This is a genomic window from Ketobacter sp. MCCC 1A13808 (assembly GCF_009746715.1).
Taxonomy (GTDB): domain Bacteria; phylum Pseudomonadota; class Gammaproteobacteria; order Pseudomonadales; family Ketobacteraceae; genus Ketobacter.
The window spans coordinates 70,788-94,050 of the sequence record NZ_VRKW01000009.1; the positions used below are offsets into that span (position 1 = coordinate 70,788).

Sequence of the window (23,263 nt, forward strand, 5' to 3'; positions counted from 1 at the left end):
TAAGGAACAACCTGAAATGAATGTAAGCGGCGCCTTTAGGTTCTTGATTGACTACGCGTTTATGATTTACCTGTCCATCGTACTGGCCAGATTTATTCTGCAACTGGTGCGGGCGGACTTTTATAACCCGATTTCCCAGTTTATCGTCAAAGCCACCTCTCCCCTGCTTAACCCGTTACGCCGTGTGGTGCCCGGTGTCGGTGGCATTGATATGGCATCACTGGTGCTGTTTATCCTACTGGTGGTTGTGAAACTGGCACTGTATATGTATGTGTTCCATATATTGCCGGTGCTCAACCCGCTGCAAATGTTCATCCTGTTATTGATGTCCATTGCCAGTACCGTGATCAATTTTTTCCTGTTCGTGATTTTTGCAGCGGCTATTTTGAGCTGGGTGGTCGCTGCCAGCGGCAACTACAACCCGGTGGTGGACATTCTGAATCAGATTGCCGAACCGGTTCTGGCACCGGCACGCAAGATCATTCCCGCCATGGGCGGTTTGGATATCTCCCCCATGCTGGTGATGATTGCTTTGATCTTTATCAAGCAGCTATTCGGCCTGAACGGAATACCATAAGCGTGGACAGTAGCGTCGCTACCGTTTGGTATTGTCACCAGCGGGGATGAAAATCCCTGCTAAGCTGAACATTATTAAGCCCTAAGTGCTCAAGGCATCCCCCGGTTTGCGGGCCCGAACCTCACCTTGATGCTAAGCTACTAATCTTATTGATTTTTTAACAATGGTCTAAGAGCGGTTTACCATTATGGAATCAGCGCGCCTTTCCAGTCAGATGGATGCCTATCTTCAGTGGCGGCAGGAAATCCACCGCGAGCTGACCCGGTATCGTGGCTGGCTGGTGGACCATAATGTGCAAAATCCCGAACTGGAAACGAAGCTGGAACAGGCACTGCAAACCCTCAAGGAAGACAAAATAACCATAGCGTTTGTAGGCGAATTCTCCCGCGGTAAAACCGAACTCATCAACGCACTTTTCTTCAGCCAATACGGCACCCGTATCTTGCCTTCCGGTGCCGGGCGCACCACCATGTGCCCCACTGAATTGCTGTACGACCATCGTGCCGGCAGCAGCTACATCCGTTTGCTGCCTATTGAAACCCGCATGGTGGGGTCAAGCCTGGCCAGTTTTCGCAAAATCCCCGACAAATGGGTCTTCGTGCCGTTGGATCAAAACGACCCCAAAACCATGAAAAAAGCCTTCGCTGAAGTGGCTCATCAAAAACCGGTACGTCCGCAGGACGCCGCTGCCATGGGTTTTCAGACCGAGCTGTTGGAAACGTCACCGGATGACCCTGAAAAAGTAATGATCCCGGCCTGGCGCCACGCCATGATCAGCTTTGATCATCCCTTATTGCGCCAGGGGCTCACCATCATTGACACTCCTGGCCTGAACGCCCTGGGCTGCGAACCGGAACTGACATTCAGCCTGCTGCCCGAAGCGCAATCCATCCTACTGCTGTTATCGGCCTCCACCGGCGTCAGCGCGACCGACCTGGACATCTGGAACCGCCACATTCGCGATCTCTCGTTACGGGAGTCTACCGGTGTTTATGCCGTACTGAACAAAGTGGATTCGGTGTGGGATGAACTGGAAGACGAACAGCACAACCAGCGGGAACTGGGCGACATCAAGGCCCAATGCGCACGCCAGTTATCCATTGCCCCCGATGAGATTCTCTGCGTCTCGGCGAAAGAGGGCTTATTGTCACAGGTTGAAGGCAACCCACAGCGTTTGGCGAAAAGCTTACTGCCGGAGCTGGAAGAATTGCTTTCCAACGATATGATGCGCCGAAAAGAGTACCTGATTCAAAAAAGCGTGATCAAAGATATTCACGCCATGCTGCATGGCAGTCGCAAAACCCTGCTGCGGCGTAAAGAGTCCGTGCAGAACGAGCTTAAATTGATGAAAGCGCAGGAATCCGGCCGCAAAATCCAGATGGGGTCCCTGCTCAGCCATGCCCGTCATGAGCAGGGCTTTTACCATAAAAAACTGATTTTGCTGAAATCCAGCCGCAAAATGATCGAGCGCGAAGGGGCAAAGATGCTGGAATCAGTGACCGCTCCCCGACTGGACGGCCACCTGAAAGCCGCCGGCCACGCGCTGACTTCCAGTTGGACTATCGTGGGCATGAACAACGCGATTGACAATTTCTTTGATAGCCTGAAGGCCGATATGGCAGAACTGGCAGCGAAACAGGAAAAGCTTCAGGGTCTGATCACCGACATTTATGCCCGATACGAAGCGGAACAAGGCTTGGCTCCAATGGACTATCCGCGCTTTTCTGCCAAGGAGTACATCGTTCGCTTAGACGATTTGCGAGCCAAGTCCGGCAGCTTCCGGCGCAATTTACGTAAGCTGCTGATCGAGCAGAAAGCGACCTCCAAACGTTTTCTGAGCACGGTTGTCCATGAAGGATCCACCATCTACCGCCTCTATCTCAGGTCTGCCCGGCAATGGCTCAACGACGTATTACTACCGCTATTCCAGAACGCTCAGGAGCAAAAAGCCTTGCTCGACGAGCATATTAAAAAGCTGCGTACACTGAATAATACCGATGACAATGCCGAGCAACGGATTGAAGGCATGGAAAGCCTGCTCAACGACCTGGCAGAGCAGATTATCGAAGTTGAAACCATGGTGAAAGGGTTGCGTAAGCCCGCCCCCATCCACCAAAGCCGCAAAGTAATCCCCATGATCACTGCCCAGTTCTCTCCCCGACAACTGTGACCATCCCGCGCTAGAACTCCGGTTCATTTCTGTTAGACTTCGCTATCTTAATTTGACCCGGCCCAATCAATAAAAACGCGGTGAAACCCCTATTGGAACAAACGAAGCGACAGCCACCATTACAGTCCGTACCTCCGGTACACCCTCTTCCCGGCTCGGTGGGCATCGTACAACCCCAACTCTTTCGTTGTACGGCACCACTCGAACTGCAATGCGGAAAAACCCTGCCCCACTATGAGCTGGTGTTCGAGACCTATGGCCGCCTTAACGCCAATAAAGACAATGCGGTGCTGGTATGCCACGCCCTCAGCGGCCATCACCATGCGGCTGGCTTCCACCGGCAAAATGAGAAAAAGCCCGGCTGGTGGGATGCCTGCATCGGCCCTGGCAAAGCCATCGACACCGATCGCTTCTTTGTGGTCAGTCTGAATAATCTGGGTGGTTGCCACGGCAGCACCGGCCCCAAGTCAATCAACCCGGACACCGACAAACCCTATGGCCCTGACTTTCCAATCGTCACGGTGAAAGATTGGGTGGTCAGTCAGCACAGCCTGATGGAACACCTGGAAATACCCCGATGGGCCGCTGTCGTCGGCGGCAGCCTGGGCGGCATGCAAGCCATGCAATGGGCCATCGACCAGCCTGATCTGGTGCGCTATGCCATCGTAATCGCCGCTGCCCCCAAATTATCGGCACAGAATATTGCCTTTAATGAGGTTGCCCGCAAAGCCATTATCTCAGATCCGGACTTTAGGGATGGTCATTATTACGAACACAATACGTACCCGAAAACCGGACTCAGCCTGGCTCGTATGCTGGGCCACATTACTTATCTGTCCGACGATGCCATGAAAGAAAAATTTGGTCGCGAGCTGCGTGACGGCGCCATCAGTTTCGATTTCGACGTGGAATTTGAAGTGGAGAGCTACCTGAACTACATGGGCGAAGTGTTTTCCAAAAACTTCGACGCCAACACCTATCTGCTGATGACCCGCGCCCTGGACTATTTCGATCCGGCCGAAGACTATAATCACGAACTGAGCAAAGCATTGGCACAAGCAAAGGCACACTTTCTGGTTCTGTCGTTCACTACCGACTGGCGTTTTGCGCCGGAGCGGTCAAGGGAAATCGTCGAAGCGCTATTAACAGCAAAGAAAAACGTTACCTACGCCGACGTCGAGTGCCCCCAGGGCCATGACTCGTTCCTGCTGAATGTGCCTGCTTATATTGATTTGTTCAAAGCTTATATGAATTCCATTGAAGTGGTTGGGGGGGCTTAACCGATGCGCCAGGATCTGGAAACCCTCCAACAATGGATTCAACCCGATAGCAGCGTGCTCGATCTTGGTTGCGGTGACGGCGCCTTGCTCGCTCATTTGCGCGACTCCAAAAACGTAATAGGATATGGTCTAGAAATAAACCAAAGCCAAATCGTTGAATGCATTAAGAAAAAAGTCAATGTGATTGAACAGGATCTGGACTTGGGTCTGGATAACTTCGACAGCAACAGCTTTGATATGGTGATCATGACCCAAGCTCTGCAGGCGGTACACTACCCGGACCGGGTAATCGACGATATGTTACGGGTGGGCAAAGAGTGCATCATTACCTTCCCCAATTTCGGCTACTGGCGTTGCCGCTTGTTCCTGCTCGCCAAAGGCAAAATGCCCGTCTCCAAACTATTGCCTTATACTTGGTACAACACACCGAATATCCATCTGTGTACGTTCGCAGATTTTGAGAGCATGTGTCAGCGCAAGAACCTGAAAATACTGAATCGGACGGTAGTGGACATGAATTATCGTGACGGTGTGATGATGCGCATATACCCCAATCTATTTGGCGAAACGGCGGTGTATCACATCACCAAATAAGGGAGAAAAAACATGACCACCACGCTCAAAATCACGTTGGCATCAATACTGGCCGCCGTCTTATTATTGGCAACGGAATTAGCCGCCGCCGATCAGTATATTGAAGACGACGATTATATTGTCCATTACAGCGCTTTCAATTCAACGCTGCTAACAGCAGAGGTAGCAGAAGCCTATGGTTTGATGCGTAGCCGTCAACGCGGCTTGATTAATATCAGTGTGCAACGGAAAATGCCGGGCGGCCCACCTAAAGCCGTCATGTCCCAACTAAAAGGCTTTACCGGGCAATTGGGCGGCAGCGAAATTCCGCTGGACTTCAAGATGGTGGAAGAAGGTCGTGCGATTTATTATCTGGCAGAGTTCCTGGTAGACGAGGGCGACAAATTGAATTTTGATATTCAGGTGAAACCCACCCCGGATTATGGCTCGCTGAAACTGAGTTTTTCTCAATCGTTTTTTGCTGATTGAGCCGTCACCAAAGAATCCCGAGCACGGAGCTATGTGACCGAATTTCCGCATTCCGGGCTTCACCCCACATTTTGCTCATGCCCTGATGGCCCCCACGGGAGAGGCCATCGGTCTCAAATCCACGTCAAAACCTCCTAACATTTTTCTACACGAACTTACAGTACGCTGGGCTACAATCCTGTTATAACCAGAATAAAAGCACGCCCAATCGCACTATTCGGACAATCGAGATGACACCTAAGCAACTATTTTATATCGCTATTTTTAGCATTTTGCTAAGTGGTTGCGGTCTGGAAGAAGAAACAGACTACGACCGCACCGGCGCTTTCAGCACCCCGGACCAAAACCGATACCTCCCGCTGACCAGCGATACACAGCTGGTCTATGCCGACACCACACAAGGCACGCTAACCAGCTCAATCGGATACGACGAGGCATTCTCCAGCCAGAAACAGATACCCGTCTATTCAATAGACATGACCGGCGCCAGCACGCAGATGCGACTGTACTTCAGCTCGGATAGCAATCAGATTCAATTGCTGGGTATTGATGGGCCGTTTGAATTTACGGTAAACAGCACTCAATACGAGGCGGATTATTTTCGATTCGCAAACGCACTTCAGCTGACCGGAACACCCCAATACCCCGACACCACGGCCAGCGCCCGCATCACCGAATCCGGCGGCGCGGATATCAGTGACCAGTTCAACATCCGGGTAAGCTATACACTCACCAATACCGATAACCGGATAACGCTAACCGGCCAGGGCAACCTACCCACTTTGCAGGCGCAACTGAGTGCGACCATCTACGTGGACAGTGCACAGACGACGCCATCCGTTACCCTTTCCCAGCAGACAGTAACAGGTACGTTCGACTTCACACCGGGCATCGGCATCGTTGCCCATGAAGGCATCTATCTTGATCAGGCTTTTAATAGCACATTGCAATCACTGCAATCGCTTCCCAACATAATCTGGTTTGATTACAACGACGGCGCACCTATAGCGATCACCAGCAACACCACCTTTAATACCAGCAATGGCAACCTCAGCTCAACCGATTATGAAATCGTAAATCAAAGCGAGCTGGATGAACTGGACTGGATAACAGTCAATGAAGATGTTGCCAGCAATACGTTTAATGTCAGTATGCAATACAGCTCGACACTGCCCTCTTCCTTAACGGCAGTGCCGGTATTGTTCCGCAACAAGCATACCCATCGGGTGGTGTCCGGCAGCGTCATCCTGCAACCCTGAATTCAACAACAGATTAAAATAATAACTTAGACGATAAGAGACGATTAATTATGACGCGCAGCCAAACGTTTCACGCAATAACCCTGTTTTGTGCAGCCGCCCTTCTGTCCGCTTGTGGCGGCGGCGGCGGTGGAGGCGACGCAACGGATGTAAACCCGCCACCGGTGTTTACTCAGCCTTCTGACTATGTGCAAAAATTTAATCCGTATTTGCCGCTAACCAATGGCAGCGCTTTTACTTATGAAGAAGCTTCTATCGGCTTTGAAATTCCGGAGACAACACAGATTTCCTTTGAACGTAGTGAGGGTGATCTGGATATTTACACCTTAACATTTCCTCTGGGAACGAATTCGATCACGTTGCATATCTCCTCTACTCCCGAACAAATTTTACTGTATCAAATTGATGGGCCGATTGATGTCGATAGTTACAGTGTTGAATCCATCAAGCTCAAGAATCCCATTCAATTCTACCCGCCGACCAGTGCCGTTACCAACGCGACCGCGACTGTCAGCGGCATCAGTGCCAACGTTAGTGTCAACTACACCTCCAGCAATGCCAACTTGGTATTCGATGAAAACTACGGCATGCTGCCTACCCTCGAAATCGAATTGGTCACCACAGTGTCCGCCACCTTTCCACCTGTTTCAGAAACATTCACCACCACCCTAGAATTAGCCCAGGGAATTGGTATTGTTAGAAATCAAGGCAGCTATGGCGCCACGTCCATTGCGTATAACCTTAAAGGTGTCACCAATCTGCCCGCCACTATCTGGTTTGATAACAATGCTGGCGTGCCTATTCTGGCCAGCAGTACCGATCAATTCACCATTAACGGCGTCACACTTAAGCCCAGCCTGTATGACTTATTAAATGAAGCGGAAATAAACGATCTTGAATGGATCACCGTTCGAGCAGATACCGCCAGCGACTCATTTATCGTTACCATGCATGCAGACAACGACCTGCCCGACACGCTAACCAGTGTGGAAGTGGTGTTTGAACGCAAATCGGATGCCCTGCGCATGTCAGGTAATGTCACGCTTCATGCAGAAGGCGTCACGCAAAACAATCCAAACTGGAATGCTGCCACATCCTACTCCTTTTAAATTTTTGCCTCCCGAGCGATCGGGATCTCATCACGTGCTAGCAAACAGTCCGTAGCCTTTGAATTGTTTACGAACTGTTTGCTAAAACAACAATCCGTACGCTTCATGATCCACTCTGGTGTAAGAACAACTCCCCAGCTTAAATCGGTTTCAGGCAATCTGAATATCTAGATGAGTTTGTGGAATACATCCGGAAATGCATCTGCTTTATTGTTACTTTCGCTGGGAATCAAATCACTCCGGTAGGATCAGTGCAATGCATAAAAATATAATGCTCGGGGCCGCGGCCTTTGGCCTGTCAGCCAGTGCTTTCTCGGCAACCAACAGACCAGACGGATTTACAACACTCTGTAAGATCGATGAAACCTGCGCTCTCAGTTCCAGCACACAAGTGGCGTTCGGTGCCTCCGGGCAGTTCGTGTATAAAACCTTAAACAGTAACTTCATTTGCAATGCTGCTACGTTCGGCACTGATCCCGTTCCATCCAAATCCGTCAAAGAATGTTCAATCTCGAAAAACGCAAGCGGCGAACCGGACAATAATGCCGGCAACGATACCGATTCGGAGCCTTCTGCAAGTGATGACAGCACCCTGAGCAGCAATCAATATGTCATCATCAATCGACACAGCGGCTTGGCCATTGATGTGGCCGGGAACAGCGCAGCGGATGGCGCTAACATTCTTCAGAGTCAAGTTGGCGATACCGACCTGCCCTACTGGGATGTAACCAGCCTGGGTAACGGTTACTATTCCATCCGTTCCGCCTCCAGCGGTCAATCCATCGACGTATACGAATTCAGTATGGAACCCGGTGCAGAAATCCGGCAATGGTCCTATTGGGGTGGGGACAACCAGCAATGGGCCGTTACTCCGGTTGGAGACGGCTATTTCACCATCACCTCCAAGCTCAACGGGCTTGCACTGGATGCCTGGGAATGGAGTAAAGCGGATCAGGCGGATATCCGGCAATTCACCCATCTGGGCGCCGTCAACCAGCAATGGCGTTTTGCCACTGCGGGGCAGACAACACCAACCGATCCCGTTGAGCCCCCTGAGCCTACCGACCCACCCGATCGCAATGCCGATCTGGAAGGATTCGGAGCAGCAACCACCGGCGGTGCAGGTGGCCAGGTTGTTTACGCCAGTACCGGATCGCAGATCAACCAAGCGATGTGCAGCCGGGCTTCCGACGATACCCCGCTGATAATCATGGTGAACGGCACGATCACCCACAGCAACACATCAAAGGTAAGCGGTAGCTGCGACACCACCGATGAAGAAATTCAATTCAAAAAGGTCAGCAACATCTCACTCATCGGAGTTGGCACCAAAGGCATACTGGATCAAATCGGCGTACACGTACGTGATGCCTCCAATATCATCATCCAGAACTTACACATTAAAAATGTTAAAAAGTCTGGTTCACCTACCTCCAACGGCGGCGATGCCATCGGCATGGAAAGTGGCGTAAACAACGTCTGGATAGATCACAACACATTGGAAGCCAGTGGTGGTGAATCATCGGGTTACGACTCTCTACTGGATATGAAAGCCGGGGTTACCAATGTCACGGTATCCTATAACTGGTATCGGGATTCCAGCCGGGCAGGCCTGGTCGGCTCCAGTGATTCGGACAGTGCCAACACCAATATCACCTTCCACCATAACTGGTATCAGAATATTGAGCAGCGCACACCGTTGATTCGCCACGGCCTGGCTCATATATACAACAACTACTGGTCGAATCCGTCGCAGAATTACATGTTCCACGCCATCAATTCCCGTATGGGCGCACGGGTGTTAGTAGAAGGTAATCATTTCTACAACGTCAATAATCCCCTGCTGGCCTCCGATGATTCGAGTGAACCTGGCTGTTGGCAGACCGGCGAAAACACCGTTGAACCCGAAATCTATTACAGCCGTAAAGTCGGTGACGGTGCATTGGACGTACCCGAAATAGTGGGTGGACAACTGCAATCCAGTTGTCGCGCCAGCGTGCCTTACAGTTATAAACTTGATCACTCTTCTGAGGTGCCCGGCATCGTTCGGGCCAACGCCGGTGTTGGCAAGATATAAACCGAACAAGCAATAGCAACCTTCGAAAGCCGGTGTCCTGCACCGGCTTTTTATCACCTACAGCGGCCCGAAAAGGCTATAATCCCTCCTGTTTTTGGTCCAGGCCCATCCCGATATTAACAGGAACCCCCATGCAAGAAATCGTCGTAGCCAGCGGCAACCGTGGCAAACTCAAAGAAATCAGCCAAATGCTATCGCCTCTGAACATTCAGGTGATCGGCCAAAAATCTCTGAACATTGAAGACATCGAAGAAACCGGCCTGAGCTTTGTGGAAAACGCGATACTGAAGGCGCGCAATGCCAGCCGATGCTCGGGACGTCCGGCATTGGCGGATGATTCCGGTCTGGAGGTGGATGCGTTGAACGGCGAACCGGGCATCTACAGCGCCCGCTATGCTGGCGAACCCGCTAATGATGCCAACAACATAGTGAAGCTGCTGGCAAACCTGCAATCCGTCGCGCCCGCTGAACGCACCGCCCGCTTTCAATGCGTTATGGTCTATCTGCGTCATGACAACGACCCCACTCCGATCATTTGCCAGGGAACCTGGGAGGGCTTGATCGTATCGCAACCGCAAGGGGAAAACGGGTTCGGATACGACCCGGTGTTCTGGGTGCCTGGCCAGGAATGCAGTGCAGCCCAATTACCGCCAGAGATTAAAAACAAACTGAGCCACAGGGGACAAGCTCTGCAACAGATGATTGCCACGCTGGCTGGAAAGGCCTGAGCGCGGACCATGAACCCGATTCCGTTGGCACTGTATATTCATGTGCCCTGGTGCGTAAAGAAATGCCCCTATTGCGACTTCAACAGCCACGAGACCCAGCGTATTCCGGAAACGGAATACGTTGCTGCACTATTGCAGGACTTGCAACAGGATCAGCAGCTGGCGCAGGGCCGCAGTATCAGTAGTATTTTCATCGGTGGCGGCACACCCAGCCTATTCAGTGCTGCAGCCTATGAACAGCTACTACAAGAAATTGATCAGCTCGTACCCATAGAACAGGATGCAGAAATCACACTGGAAGCGAATCCGGGCACCTTCGAATACAACAAATTCCGGGGTTTCCGAAAGGCAGGCATTAACCGTCTTTCTATAGGCGTACAAAGTTTTGAAACCGAAAAGCTGCAAGCACTGGGTCGTATTCACGACCGGGAGGAAGCCATCCGCGCCATCGGCGCAGCACAGGACGTCGGTTTCGAGCGCATCAATATCGATTTGATGCACGGCCTGCCGAATCAAACGGAAGCGCAGGCAATCGCGGATCTGGAACAAGGACTGGCACTAAACACCCGCCACCTGTCCTGGTATCAATTAACCATTGAACCCAATACGGTATTTTATACGACCAAGCCGGCACTACCCCAGGACGAAACTCTGGATAACATTGATGAAGCGGGTAAAACGTTATTACAAGAGGCGGGCTTCATCCATTATGAAACCAGCGCGTTTGCCAAACCGGAGTTTCAATGCCGGCACAATCTAAACTATTGGTTGTTCGGTGATTATTTGGCTATGGGGGCCGGTGCGCATGGAAAAATATCCGACTCGCAGCAAAAGAAAATCATCCGCTATCAAAAAACACGCCTGCCCAACGATTACCTAAATCCGGAAAAAGCGTTTACTGCGCGACAACAACCAATAACAGAGGAAGATCTTGGATTTGAATTTTTCATGAATGCTTTCCGGTTATCGCAACCCATCGCGAGAACGGTTTTTAGCGAACGGACTTTTGTGCCCCCGAATCGGTTTCAATCCGCGCTGAACCAAGCAGTGCAACAGGGTTTGATTACCGAATCCGCCACCCACTGGCAAACCACCGAACTCGGTCAGCGCTTCCTGAATAATCTATTAACGCTTTTCAGTAATTAATCCGATGCTTCAACCTTAAATCCGCTATTCATTCCCATGCTGGCTGGCTTCCCAACCCAGCATGATCCGTTTACGGGACGCGCCCCAACGATACTGGCTGAAATCACCGCTACTGCGGATAACCCGGTGACAGGGAATCAGATAGCCTATATTGTTTTTAGCGACAGCGCTCGCTACTGCACGAACCGACGAGGGTGCCTGGATCAGACCCGCTACCTGCTGATAGGAGACGATATCACCTTCGGGTATGGAAAGTAGGGCTTCCCATACTTTCAGCTGGAACGGTGTGCCTTTCAACAACAGCTTCAAGGTGGCTTTCTTTCTCTTCGTCGAACCCCGTCCCACAGACTCGTTTCCGGCAAAGATTTTTCCGATGGTGTTTTGCGTCGCAAGCGGATCTTCCTTACAAACTGCCTTCGGCCACTGTGTTTGCAACATTTTAACCTGTTCTGCTTTCTGCCCCGCCGCATCGAAAAATACCAGACTACACACGCCTCTCGGGGTTTGCGCTAACATACAATGTCCGAACGGTGATTCATGAAAGCCATACTGAATTACGACGCCTTCACCCTGTTTTTTGAATTCCCCCGGCGTCACGCCTTCGCAACTTATCATCAGATCGTGCAGTCGCCCTGCCCCACTCAATCCGCTATCCAGCGCGGCCTGTAAAACCGACTCATTCTGCAGCCGAGTTTTGGCGTACTCCTTGGTCAGGAATTTCAAAAATTGCTTGGGGGACACTCCGACCCAATCCGAAAACATCCGTTGTAAATGAAATTCACTCAAGCCAACGTGTTCCGACAACTCTGCCAGCCCCGGCTGTTGCTGCTGATGTTCAATAAAGTATTCAATCGCCGCCTTAATCTGCTGATATGGACGACTCGTTTCTGTCGCTCTCACTGCAATCACCTATCCGCTGCTCTCTCAGTCACGCTCATAATCACTAACCCGTAGTGTGGCGTTACAAGACCCGATTTGCGACCCGAAACTTGCGCTTAGTCACACCATTCGTCATCACTTCGTTGTCATTTAAAGGGATTACCGTTATACCCCTTCACTATCACAAGAATAATCAGAGATTCCGTTATGTTGCGTTCAATGCTGGTGGCGACGGCCGCCCTGGGGCTAAACGCCTGTAATCTTACGGTCGAGACCACCGCTGGGGGCCGGGTCATTTCAACTCCGCTGGCGATTGACTGCACCCAAACCGAAGGTAGCTGCACCCTGGAAGGCTACGAATCCCTGTTTTCACAAGACCCGGCCAACACCTTTCTCTCGGCCTTTGCTGATGAGGGTTATCAGTTTTCCGGATGGGAAGGGGACTGCAGTCAGACTCAATACAATGACTGCTATGTCGACCTGAGTAACGACGTTTACATTAAAGCGCGCTTCACGCCTGTGACAGCCGCCGTGACACCCGCCCCGGATCATATCGTTCGCTTTGTTGCATTAGGCGATTTTGGTGAAGGAAATACCACACAGCGTTTCGTCTCCGAGGCAATGGAAGCAGTGTGCAGTCGTGCCGGTGGTTGCGAATTTGCGGTAGGCCTGGGGGATAATATCTATGACGATAACCCGACCAGTACTTACAGCACGGCCTTCGAAGTCAAGTTCGAATTGCCCTATGACAATCTGGACTTTCCGTTTTTTATGTCACTGGGCAATCACGATAACGACCTGGTGATTGACGGGCTCGGCAGTTTCAATCACGCCGGTGATATTCAGGTGGCCTATACCCGACGCGACGATAAACTCAGCAACAAATGGCAAATGCCGGATCGTTATTATTCGTTTACTGCACCATTAGGCCACCCCCGCCCCCTGGCCCGGTTCATGGCACTGGATTCCAATCCGATGATCGCTGCTCTTGAAATTGCTCCCGCGTATGCGGTGAACAAGTACAAAGCCATGCAAGCGGAATGGCTCGCCAATGAACTGGCGAAGCCAATGGATGGCTGGCGAATTGCTTTTACCCACCACCCTTTCATCTCCAACGGCGTACATGGCAACGCCGGATTATACGATGGCGTTCCACCATTAGAACCGCTCACCAAACGGGTTTCCGGTGAAGTATACCGGGAATGGTTCCAAAACAATGTGTGCGACAAAGTGGATTTATACTTGGCAGGACATGATCACGATTTGCAATTCCTTAATTCCGTTCCTGAGTGCGGCAAAACCCTGTTTATTATTTCCGGAGCCGGGGCAAAATCCCGAGCATTTAAAAACCCTGATCGCAATGCAGTATTCTGGCAACAAGATAATACAGCCGGTTTCTTTATGATTGAGCTAAAAGGGAATCGGATGACTATTCGTGCGTATACCGTAGACCAATATAACGGCGAACAGACACTGGCCTATGAAACAACAATCGTGCGGAGACGTTCTTAATAGTTCAAATTCTGGAGAGCGGATCTGGATTGGCCGGGGGTAGTGCTCATAATTCTGTGTCATTTCTTTATCATTAGACCAAAAGAGATGACCTATGACCAAACCAACTTTCGATATTGAAACCGCCCTCAAAGCCTTGCGTGAAGGCCAAGATCTCACAGGTAAGGATGGCATCCTGACACCTTTGATCAAACAGCTCACCGAAGCCGCTATGGCAGCGTAGCTGGATGAACACCTGGCCAATGAAGAGGCGCCCAACCGCATGAATGGCAAGTCTTCCAAAACAATGAAAGGTCCCACTTGCAGCTTTGAGCTGGATGCGCCCAGAGATCGGTCCGGCACTTTCGAACCCCAGCTTATCAAAAAACACCAGACTCATCTCACTGATGAGTTGGAACGCAAGATCCTGGCTCTGTTTGCCCTGGGTAACAGCTACCAGGACATCCGCGGCCATATTACCAATCTCTACGGTGTCGAGCTTTCCAATGGCACCATCAATGCCGTAACCGACAAGCTGCTCCCCGAGTTACAAGCTTGGCGTGAACGGGATCTGGAAGCGATCTATTCTATCGTCTGGTTGGATGCCATTCACTAGAAAATCAAGGAAAACGGCCGTTATGTCAGCAAGGTCATCTACACTATTCTGGGCCTCAACATTGAGGGAAAGAAAGAGCTACTGGGACTGTATTTATCAGATAACGAGGGCGCGCACCACTGGCTCAACGTTTTGACCGACCTCTACCATCGTGGCGTCAAGGATATCCTGATTGCCTGCGTCGACGGCCTAAAAGGATTCCCGGAGGCCATCGAAAGCGTCTACCCCAAAACCGAAATACAGCACTGCATCATTCATCAGATCCGTAATTCGATGAAATATGTCGCGTCGAAGAACCAGAAGGCATTCATGAACGATCTCAAATGCGTCTACAAGGCGGCCACGCTCAACGCTGCAGAGACAGCCCTCGATGAGCTAGAGGCCAAATGGGGCGACAAGTATCCAATGGTGATCAATTCCTGGCGCAGCAAATGGGTGATTTTATCCTCCTACTTCAAATACCCGGACTACGTCCGCAAAGCGATTTACACAACCAACGCCGTCGAAGCGGTACATCGCCAATTTCGAAAACTCACCAAAACCAAGGGTGGCTTCCCAAATGAAAGCAGCTTACTGAAATTGCTCTATGCCGGTATACTCAAGGCTACCGAGCGATGGACGCACCCGATTCAGAATTGGAATCTTACACTGTCTCAACTAGCGATCCACTTCCCAGACAGGCTGGAAAAACACATCAGCCTATGACGCTGACACAGAATTTTGAACGCCCTCAAAATTGGGTTTTGATATGCATACCCATAAGTATTCAACCCACCTTCCAACCCAATGGGATCGGATTGAACATACATCCCCAAACTCGGCGTTTCATCACATTGGATTACCGGCCCGGCTCGAATCAGGTCTTCCATTAGATTGGTCAGCAGCAAAACCAGATTCGACAACTGAATAACCCAGCTGGCCAGGGTGTTCCGCGGTATCGTAATGCCGATGCGCTTTAGCTGGTTCTCTTGGCTGTGCAACGGTACAGCATCTAGATACTTGGTCGTAACCAGATGCGTCAATAAGCCTGGTGCGGCATTGGTTTTGGGTAACGGTTGAGGCGGCTTCTTAGCCAGCACCATCTGCTGGCAGCAGGGGCAGGAATATATTCACATTGTTCACTGACTTTAGTGGCGATCGGCTTTAGCTGACCACCACATTCACAGTTGGCGACTCAGGATCGGCAGCAACACCAAACAGAGCCAGTTGGTCGGTGCTCATTTTCTCTGACTTGAAGCCAAATTGTCGGGGCACCAGATAACGCACCTGGTTTTCCAGTGCGTTGATGCGCTCTTGTTGCTGGGTAACCAGCTCGAGCAGTTGTTCTTTGGTTAATTGCGCCGTTGTCATGGCGCTGTATTTTAATACCGAAGCGTTTCAGTCTCTAGTGAGTTTAGGCGACTTTTTCGATCTTTAAGGGTTCGTGCGGTTTAAAGCGATTGATATCGTAGCCATCCAGATACAAGTTCAAATCCTTGATGCTCAACACCCGGTTATGATCCCCTTTGAGCCTGAGAAAACGTTGCTTTTCGAGCCGCTCATACCACACCAGAAACCCATTTTTATCCCAAGCCAGAATTTTCAATTTGTCTCTGCGTTTATTGGTAAACACAACCAAACGTTTGGAAAATGGATTGACTTCCATCGTGGTCTCCACCAACGCAGCCTGACCATCGATCTGCTTGCGCATATCCACCACGCCGGAATACACATAAACTTTAAGCGAGCTGTTGCTGGGGCGGATCATGAACATTCTCCTGGCCACTGAACGGCTTTTTGCACCAGCGCCGGATCGGTATCATGATTGACTTAGATTTCCGCCCCGCGGACTCGAATTCGAAGTAACGAAGTGGGCTCTGGTATGGCAGGCTCAAAATAGACGGGCAAAAATACGCCTTACTTTTCTGTCTGGGAGGGTGCTAGTTTCTTCTTTAGCTGGTTCTTCCATGAATAGAACCGGTACACATTGATTCGATGCTGACGGAAATACTGCGATTGGATGAGACCGCTCTGCTGGCAGTCTTCTATGATCGACTGCCAGCGCTTCTGGTTTTGGGTGAGTTTGGGCATGTGCTACTCCTGGTTGTTAGGTCAGGAGGAGTCTATGGAAACAGCTTTCAGCTGGGAATAATGGTGCTTGTGGATCGCTTACATATAACTCGCTCAGAGCGGTTTCAGTTTGGCGAATTACCCAGTGCATAGTTTGTTATTTGCTCAATATCACACTTTTAAACGATTAGAATCGGCACTCAAGCTAACAGAGGAAGTTCGCTCGCAAAATGACTTAACATGCTGACAATGAGCTAGGTTGCCAGTGATCGAAGTTCAAAGTAAGGGTGCATTTTTTCTCCCTATCCCACGATTTAACAATCAATTCTAAGTTGCAAGGATCAACCTAAAACTGATCTCACCAGCCAAATGTTGTAAGCCGCATACGCTGCTAACAACACTCCTCCTTCAATCCGATTGATCCGTCCCTGACCGCGAAAGCCGTAAGCCAAGCCAAACAGCCCAACGGTTAACGACATCATCGCCAGCCAATCTCTTGCCAAAATTTCAGGGGCGAGATCGGACATAGGAGCGATCACACCCGCAACACCGACGACCGCCAAGATATTGAACATGTTAGATCCCACCACGTTGCCGATGGCGATGTCGTGCTCGCCCTTGCGCGCGGCAATCAATGAGGCAGCCAGTTCCGGTAATGAGGTACCCAACGCGACAATGGTCAGACCGATAATCAGATCGCTTATACCCAATGACTGAGCGGTGGTGACTGCACCCCAGACCAGAATGCGGGAACTCACGATGAGCAGCCCGAGACCAGCCACCAGCCAGGTGAGGGCGGAAGCAAGTGACATAGCGTGCTGATTCAACTCCTGCTCAGTGTCGGTTACCAGAGCGTCCCCACGCCCCCTGATCGCAGAAAATATACTCCAGCCAAGCAAGCCAAAAAAACCGGCCAGAAGCGCCAGTGCTTCAGCCTGGGTTAACATCTTATCCCATAGCAACAAACCGCAGAACAGCCCGATAAGAAACAGCAACGGCAGTTCCTTTTGTACGATTTTCGAATGTACAGCAATGGGGGCTATCAGAGCAGTTATACCTAGGATCAGGCCAATATTGACGATGTTGGAACCCAGGGCGTTACCCAGCGCAAGCTCCGGGTTACCATCCAGTGCCGCCATGGCGGACACCACCATTTCCGGTGTCGAGGTTCCGAAACCGACGATCACCATACCGATGAGCAGTGGGGGCATGCCTGCGTGTTTGGCGGTTATAGCGGCACCCTCTACAAAGCGGTCCGCACTCCAGACCAGCAGCACAAAACCGCCTAAAATAGCCAGTATGGCCAATGCTATGTCAGGAACGGCGGTGAGGGTATTAACGAGAGAGCTTAAGCTTGGCATGGGAAGATTCTCAGGGTGGTCGACAGTGCCCAGGCACAGCACTGCGCCCACCCGGAACGCTGTGCTGTGCCTCAGGTCTCGTCAGTCCGCATTGGACATGGCCACCACGAACCCGAAGGTTCGGAGATTGTTGATGGCCAACTCAACCGTTGTCGAGCGACTACTCCCCTAAGATGTGGGAACTCTAATTCGGTTTTTGCTGAAAGTCGAGAGGGGCGATATAAAATATTTCCTCTTCGTTTCGAGTAATCAAAGTCGTTATAAATCGATAATCAAATAGTCTTATGTTGCCATAGGATTGCCACGCTAGAATGCGTTCCATCGCTGTGTAATACACTCATCTTTGCAGTAGAAGGATTCAGTATGGAATGGCAAGGCTGGTTTTCGTTGTCGGTCACCCTGATCGGTACAAGTACCAACCTGATTGTTAATGGCCAATACCAGACATTGACCGGTGAAGATGGTTTTTCTCTTTTTGACATCACTGCGGTGGGTCTGCCGGTTTCCATTGTCGGTGTGATCGTCATGGTGGTGCTTTTCCCACGGCTATTACCGGACCGCAGTGAAAAAAATCCCTTCTCCAACTTGCGTGAATTCACCTTGGAGGTTGCCGTTGCGCACAACGGTCCTTTGGTAGGAAAAAGCATTCAGGTGGCCGGACTACGCAATCTGAAACGCATCTTTCTGGTGGAAATCGAACGGGCAGGACACATTCTGACGGCGGTCGATTCCGACGAGGTTTTGCAGGGTGGCGACCGGCTGGTGTTTGCTGGAAACACAGAAGCCATCACCGATCTGCTGCGCATCAATGGCATCGTGCCTTCCGCTGAAAACGAACACCCTGTTGCGATTTCCCAAGCCGTGTCCGAACGGCGCCTGGTTGAAGCGGTGGTGTCTCCCCATTGTGCCGTGGTGGGCGAGCGCATCCGTGATGCCAAATTCCGCGACCGTTACGACGCGGTTGTGATGGCCGTTGCGCGCAACGGCGAGCGGGTGTCGGGTAATCTGGGCAGCGTTCGCCTGAACGTCGGCGATACTCTCTTGCTGGAAGCACGCCCGGTATTCGTCAGCCGCCAACGCTACAGTAAGGACTTTCTGCTGATCAATGATCTGAATTCCGAATCGCCCCGCCATGATCGGGCCTACGTGGCCTGGGCCATCCTGCTGGGCGTGGTGTTGACCGCTGGATTCCAACTGACCAGTATGTTAAACGCTGCCATGCTGGGCGCCGGTCTGATGATTGTGCTGGGTTGTTGCTCGCTGAATCAGGCTGAGAAAAGCCTGGACCTGCCAGTGCTGGTCACCATAGGTGCTTCCTTTGCGCTCGGAGCGGCCTTACTGCAAACGGGGGCGGCAAATTTTCTGGCGCAGAAGGTGCTGGAGCTTAGTGGCGGACAACCCTGGTTGCTGCTGGTGTTAACCTATGCGCTGATTTCAATTTTGACGGAAGTCATCAGCAACAATGCAGCGGCTATTCTATCCTTGCCAATCGTGTTGGAAATGGCTGAAAAGGCGCAACTCAATCCCGAGCCTTTTGTTTTCGCCATCATGATGGGAGCGTCTGCTAGCTTTGCCACGCCAATCGGTTACCAGTGTAATCTAATGGTTTACGGACCGGGAGGATACCGATTTTCAGATTTTCTGAAGGTCGGTATCCTCATGAACCTGATCATCGGTGCGACGACAGTGGTAACCTTAATTCTGGGTTGGCCACTGACCCTCGCGGACTGACGGACTGGTTTCGAGCGTAGCCTGGACAACCGTCAACGACACTATTGATATAACTGCAATGCATCAATAAATTATGGGTGCTATAAATCAGGATGTTCAAGGCATTGTCGGTAATTGCCTCCTAATTTCTTCAGCCGTAGGTCGTAACTGGGGTAAGCCTTTGCGTGCCCGACGTTGTCCGAGAATGTATACAATGGGGGATGCAATAAAAATAGACGAGCTTGTCCCAATAATGATGCCAAAAAGCATGGGCAGAGCGAAACTGGTAACAGCGGCTCCTCCTGCAACTGCCATAGGCAAAAGCGCTAAAAATGTTGTTACAGAGGTGAACACTGTCCGGGTCAACGTTGAGGTTATACTTTCATTCAATATTTGAATAAATGGCTTGTCGGGTGTTAGGCGTAGATTCTCCCTTACCCGATCAAACACCACAACCTTGTCGTTAATCGAGTATCCAATCAGGGCCAATAATGCGGCCACAGCGGTAAGATTAAACTCGATTCCTGCCAGAACAAAAAAGCCGATAGTCTTGGTGAGATCGAGAATAACGGTCAGAATCGCCGCCAATGCAAAGTGGAATTCGAACCGGGCCCAAAGATAAGTCAGCATTCCCGCACCCGCCAACAATAGAGTTAAAATTGTGATGTCCGAGAAAGTTCCACTTACTTTTGGTCCGACCATCTCTACGCGGGGAAACTTTGCATCGGCTGAATATTGCATTACTGCTTGCTTCAATCCGATCACCGCGTCGTTTACGTCCGTTTGTTCGGTTAAGGGAAGCATGTCGTTGACTGGAAAGCGCACAAAATAACGTCCCGATCCATCGATTTCCTGAATAGCCGCTTCCCCCAAATTATGTTGTGTCAGAACTTTTCTCAGCCCGTCAAGGGAAGCTGTAGGCGCATCGATTTCGACGATTGTACCGCCGTTAAAATCGATTCCGTATTTCAATCCTGGTTGAACAAACAATACAATAGCCGTCAGCGATAATATCGCAGATATGGCAAGCCCGAATTTTCGTGCTCTCATAAAGTTTATTGGCCAGTTACCCAGAGCATCAATTAGTTTAAGCCCAGAAATCTGAAAGGGGCGCCCGTCGAGTTTTCTTATCCGCCATTCCATTAGAACCCGCGTTACGGCAATAGCAGTAAATAAGGAGGTCAACAATCCGATTCCGATCGTTGCCGCAAATCCCCGCACAGGTCCAGTTCCAAAAAGAAATAGCAGTCCAACAGCAATTAGGGTGGTGAGATTAGAGTCTAAAATAGTGCTGTAAGCCAGTTTAAACCCTTCTTCCAGCGAGAAACGAGCAGATCTGCCTTTCCTGCATTCTTCCCTTATGCGCTCGTTGATCAGAATGTTTGAATCCACCGCCATGCCGATGGTCAGAATAATGCCTGCTATACCAGGAAGAGTGAGAGTAGCGCCTAGAAAGCTTAGAACGCCGAAGATAAGCCCAACGTTGGTGAGCAATCCAAGACAGGCTATCAGTCCCCAGCGACCATACACGGTTACCATAAAACCGAAAACCAATATTGCACCGATTAGACCGGTTGCCAGTCCCATAGCAATAGAATCGCTGCCTAGATCCGGCCCCACTGTTCGCTCTTCCATTACTTTGAGCGGTGCGGGCAAAGCTCCCGCGCGCAATAATAGAGCCAGAGCGCTTGCTTCATTGGAAGTAAAAGCACCGCTGATTTCTCCACTACCCCCCGCAATTACACTGCGGATCACCGGTGCGGAGATGACCCGCTGATCAAGCACAATTGCCAATGGTCGACCGATGTGGGTTGCTGTCATTTCACCGAAGCGACGAGCACCTTCTTTGTCCAGGTTAAAATTGACAACCGGTTCGCCGGTGTCTGGATTGTATGTCAAACGCGCATCACTAATATGTTTGCCCTGAAGCGCAACCCGCCTCTCAAGTTGATAAACTTGTCCATTTTCTCCAGGGATATTGATTTTGCTGGAATAGGAACTTACCTCATTTCGAGCTACCCAATGGAAGGTCAGTTTCGCAGTTGTACCCAGCAGCTGACGAATTTTTTGCGGATCCTCTACACCCGGCAATTGAACCAATACACCCAGAGTGCCCTGACGGGTGATGCTCGGCTCAATCAGGCCAGATTCGTTTAGGCGCCTGCGGATAACCTCCAGACTGCGTTCAACCGCATCTGCGGTTAGACTGTTCAAGTAATCTTTAGATGGCGAAAGAATAATTCGATGGTCACTGCTGTCGATCGAATAGGATGTCGAATTTTCCATTGACTTGAGCGTGCTACGGGCAATGCGCTCTATTTGATCCAGCTGAGTCGTCCTTTTTGGAACAATTTCGATGGTATTTTCATTGGCCCGCAGGGAATCTGGATAGAGCTTTTCCTCCTCCAAAGCAGACCTGATTTGATCAGCCACCTGTTCGTTATTGTCGATTAGTAGATCCCGCGGTTCCACTTCCAGCAGCAGATGGGATCCGCCACGCAAATCCAAACCTAGTGTGACTGTATTGTTCGCGTACCAGTTCGGTAGCTTGTACGCAATGGAGTCCGGTAAAAAATTGGGCAGTGCACAAAGCAAGCCCAATAAGGTTATCAAGCTGTATACAACAGCTCGCATTCGAAGCGATTTCATGTGCAATCCTCCCAAAAATGGGGTGCAACCAACAGTACATTCCACATTTTGAAATGTGGCGTTATCAAATCATAAGCTGACTAGGTGGTTGGCGGGTCTCGCGGGGAGGGTAAATAGAACCGTACCCGTTTTTCAAACGGGGCAGGAAAGGACAATACAAGGTATGCCGGAGCGGGCTTAAGATCGAAAAGGCTGGGCGGATTAAAACTAATAGCCTGTGGACCATCAAAATCACTGTTGTTGTTCGATTTGGAATGGTTATAGCCTGTCCTCAGGCCTGATTTGAGTCGCGAGTAGTCATTGGTGGCAGTGGTAATCGCTTGGGTAGGCGTGTCAACACCAACCGGATCAATTCCGCTCAGGGCGTGCGAGACAGAGCTGATCCAAAAGGACATCCCACAAACAACCAAAAGCGCAAGTATTGTCCCTCGGAGAGGCAGTACTTTTCGAATCGGTTGCAATTGCCAGAGAAGAATCATATTGAAACTGGACGGCTGTTTAAGCGAAGGGAGAATCTCACTATGGGGCAAGCAGCAGTCGAAATCAATTCGTTCACACCCGGTTTGCTAAAAAATGTTTCCTAATTACCACCTAACCTCAGCTTGAACCCTAATGCTAATAGCCGGCACCCATCAAGCGCGAGAAAACGTTCGGAAACAGTAAGGGTAAATAAGCCACGGCCAGCAGTGATACGCCCATCACCAGAATTGGGAAAATAATATGGAAATAGTGCTGGTAAAGCGTGACATGTAGGCTTTCCCATTCCATCGGCGGCCCGGTTACCTGGCGGGCGATCAGATGGTGAAGGGCTACCGGTGGTGTCAGATATCCCAACTCGAAGGCCATAACGGCAACGACCCAAAAATGCAGGGGATCGATGCCGATGCCGGTCAAAATGATCATCAGCACGGCCAGGGTAAACCAAACGGAGCCCTCAGATGCGGGAAAGCTTTCCAGCAACCCGGAGCGTTCGATCATGCCGTCGGTGCTCATGGACAGCGCGATCAACAGCACCAGGGCGCCAATCAAAGGCGCTGACTCATCGGAAGCGCAGGCAATGGCCTGAACCGTGGTGGCGCTGCGAGCGTTCCGCACCGGGT

21 protein-coding genes and 1 pseudogene are annotated in these 23,263 nt (G+C 50.7%); 13 read left to right on the forward strand and 9 right to left on the reverse strand.

The window, feature by feature from the left end:
- Positions 1–16: 16 nt before the first annotated feature.
- The 10 genes from FT643_RS16085 to hemW all read left to right on the forward strand — a co-directional run bounded on the left by FT643_RS16085 (position 17) and on the right by hemW (position 11,408).
- Positions 17–577: a YggT family protein gene (locus tag FT643_RS16085; protein ID WP_156872446.1), complete on the forward strand. Its 561-nt coding sequence runs from the start codon at positions 17–19 to the stop codon at positions 575–577.
- A 187-nt stretch (positions 578–764) separates the two neighbouring features.
- On the forward strand, positions 765–2,747 hold the full coding sequence (locus tag FT643_RS16090; protein WP_156872447.1) for a dynamin family protein: 1,983 nt from the start codon (positions 765–767) through the stop codon (positions 2,745–2,747).
- Between the two features lie 158 nt (positions 2,748–2,905).
- Positions 2,906–4,027: a homoserine O-succinyltransferase MetX gene (gene metX, locus FT643_RS16095; RefSeq protein WP_317622044.1), complete on the forward strand. Its 1,122-nt coding sequence runs from the start codon at positions 2,906–2,908 to the stop codon at positions 4,025–4,027.
- A gap of 3 nt (positions 4,028–4,030) precedes the next feature.
- Positions 4,031–4,621 carry a methionine biosynthesis protein MetW gene (gene metW, locus FT643_RS16100; protein ID WP_156872449.1) on the forward strand — a complete coding sequence of 197 codons (591 nt, stop codon included), beginning with the start codon at positions 4,031–4,033 and terminating at the stop codon, positions 4,619–4,621.
- A 12-nt stretch (positions 4,622–4,633) separates the two neighbouring features.
- Entirely contained in the window at positions 4,634–5,089 is a 456-nt protein-coding gene (locus tag FT643_RS16105) for a DUF4426 domain-containing protein (RefSeq protein ID WP_156872450.1), read from the forward strand.
- A gap of 230 nt (positions 5,090–5,319) precedes the next feature.
- Positions 5,320–6,348 carry a hypothetical protein gene (locus FT643_RS16110; protein ID WP_156872451.1) on the forward strand — a complete coding sequence of 343 codons (1,029 nt, stop codon included), beginning with the start codon at positions 5,320–5,322 and terminating at the stop codon, positions 6,346–6,348.
- Between the two features lie 50 nt (positions 6,349–6,398).
- Positions 6,399–7,457, forward strand: a complete 1,059-nt coding sequence (locus tag FT643_RS16115; protein WP_156872452.1) for a hypothetical protein — start codon at positions 6,399–6,401, stop codon at positions 7,455–7,457.
- A 256-nt stretch (positions 7,458–7,713) separates the two neighbouring features.
- Positions 7,714–9,534, forward strand: coding sequence for an RICIN domain-containing protein (locus tag FT643_RS16120; RefSeq protein WP_198043612.1), 1,821 nt, complete (start codon positions 7,714–7,716; stop codon positions 9,532–9,534).
- Positions 9,535–9,665: 131 nt separating this feature from the next.
- Positions 9,666–10,262: an XTP/dITP diphosphatase gene (locus tag FT643_RS16125; protein WP_156872454.1), complete on the forward strand. Its 597-nt coding sequence runs from the start codon at positions 9,666–9,668 to the stop codon at positions 10,260–10,262.
- A 9-nt stretch (positions 10,263–10,271) separates the two neighbouring features.
- Positions 10,272–11,408, forward strand: a complete 1,137-nt coding sequence (hemW, locus tag FT643_RS16130) for a radical SAM family heme chaperone HemW (protein WP_156872455.1) — start codon at positions 10,272–10,274, stop codon at positions 11,406–11,408.
- Positions 11,409–11,432: 24 nt separating this feature from the next.
- Here the strand turns inward: hemW and FT643_RS16135 are convergent, their stop codons facing one another.
- Positions 11,433–12,308 (reverse strand): methylated-DNA--[protein]-cysteine S-methyltransferase, encoded by an 876-nt coding sequence (locus tag FT643_RS16135; RefSeq protein WP_317622041.1) that lies wholly within the window; start codon positions 12,306–12,308, stop codon positions 11,433–11,435.
- Positions 12,309–12,494: 186 nt separating this feature from the next.
- Here FT643_RS16135 and FT643_RS16140 point away from each other — a divergent pair, with 186 nt between their 5' ends.
- Together FT643_RS16140 and FT643_RS16145 are read left to right on the forward strand one after the other, a co-directional pair.
- Complete coding sequence (locus tag FT643_RS16140) at positions 12,495–13,799, forward strand: metallophosphoesterase (protein WP_156872456.1); 1,305 nt, start codon at positions 12,495–12,497, stop codon at positions 13,797–13,799.
- 94 nt (positions 13,800–13,893) lie between these two features.
- Positions 13,894–15,099, forward strand: a pseudogene (locus FT643_RS16145) (IS256 family transposase).
- Here the strand turns inward: FT643_RS16145 and FT643_RS24080 are convergent.
- From FT643_RS24080 to FT643_RS16170, 5 genes are all read right to left on the reverse strand, one after another.
- Positions 15,048–15,476 carry an IS66 family transposase gene (locus FT643_RS24080; protein ID WP_156872457.1) on the reverse strand — a complete coding sequence of 143 codons (429 nt, stop codon included), beginning with the start codon at positions 15,474–15,476 and terminating at the stop codon, positions 15,048–15,050. The pseudogene FT643_RS16145 and the gene FT643_RS24080 sit on opposite strands and share 52 nt — an antisense overlap.
- 61 nt (positions 15,477–15,537) lie before the next feature.
- Positions 15,538–15,744 carry an IS66 family transposase gene (locus FT643_RS16155; RefSeq protein WP_156872458.1) on the reverse strand — a complete coding sequence of 69 codons (207 nt, stop codon included), beginning with the start codon at positions 15,742–15,744 and terminating at the stop codon, positions 15,538–15,540.
- 43 nt (positions 15,745–15,787) lie between these two features.
- Positions 15,788–16,141 (reverse strand): IS66 family insertion sequence element accessory protein TnpB, encoded by a 354-nt coding sequence (gene tnpB, locus FT643_RS16160; protein ID WP_198043613.1) that lies wholly within the window; start codon positions 16,139–16,141, stop codon positions 15,788–15,790.
- 149 nt (positions 16,142–16,290) lie between these two features.
- On the reverse strand, positions 16,291–16,464 hold the full coding sequence (gene tnpA / locus FT643_RS16165; RefSeq protein WP_156872460.1) for an IS66 family insertion sequence element accessory protein TnpA: 174 nt from the start codon (positions 16,462–16,464) through the stop codon (positions 16,291–16,293).
- A gap of 320 nt (positions 16,465–16,784) precedes the next feature.
- Positions 16,785–17,756: a calcium/sodium antiporter gene (locus FT643_RS16170; protein ID WP_317622045.1), complete on the reverse strand. Its 972-nt coding sequence runs from the start codon at positions 17,754–17,756 to the stop codon at positions 16,785–16,787.
- A gap of 411 nt (positions 17,757–18,167) precedes the next feature.
- Between FT643_RS16170 and FT643_RS16175 the strand changes: the two genes are divergently transcribed.
- Positions 18,168–19,535 carry an SLC13 family permease gene (locus FT643_RS16175; RefSeq protein ID WP_156872462.1) on the forward strand — a complete coding sequence of 456 codons (1,368 nt, stop codon included), beginning with the start codon at positions 18,168–18,170 and terminating at the stop codon, positions 19,533–19,535.
- 96 nt (positions 19,536–19,631) lie between these two features.
- On the opposite strand, the gene secD is transcribed toward FT643_RS16175, so the two are convergent.
- From secD to FT643_RS23505, 3 genes are all read right to left on the reverse strand, one after another.
- Entirely contained in the window at positions 19,632–22,163 is a 2,532-nt protein-coding gene (gene secD / locus FT643_RS16180; protein WP_156872532.1) for a protein translocase subunit SecD, read from the reverse strand.
- An 80-nt stretch (positions 22,164–22,243) separates the two neighbouring features.
- Positions 22,244–22,558, reverse strand: coding sequence for a hypothetical protein (locus FT643_RS16185; protein ID WP_156872463.1), 315 nt, complete (start codon positions 22,556–22,558; stop codon positions 22,244–22,246).
- Between the two features lie 220 nt (positions 22,559–22,778).
- Entirely contained in the window at positions 22,779–23,258 is a 480-nt protein-coding gene (locus tag FT643_RS23505; RefSeq protein WP_156872464.1) for a TRAP transporter large permease subunit, read from the reverse strand.
- Between the last annotated feature and the right edge of the window lie 5 nt (positions 23,259–23,263).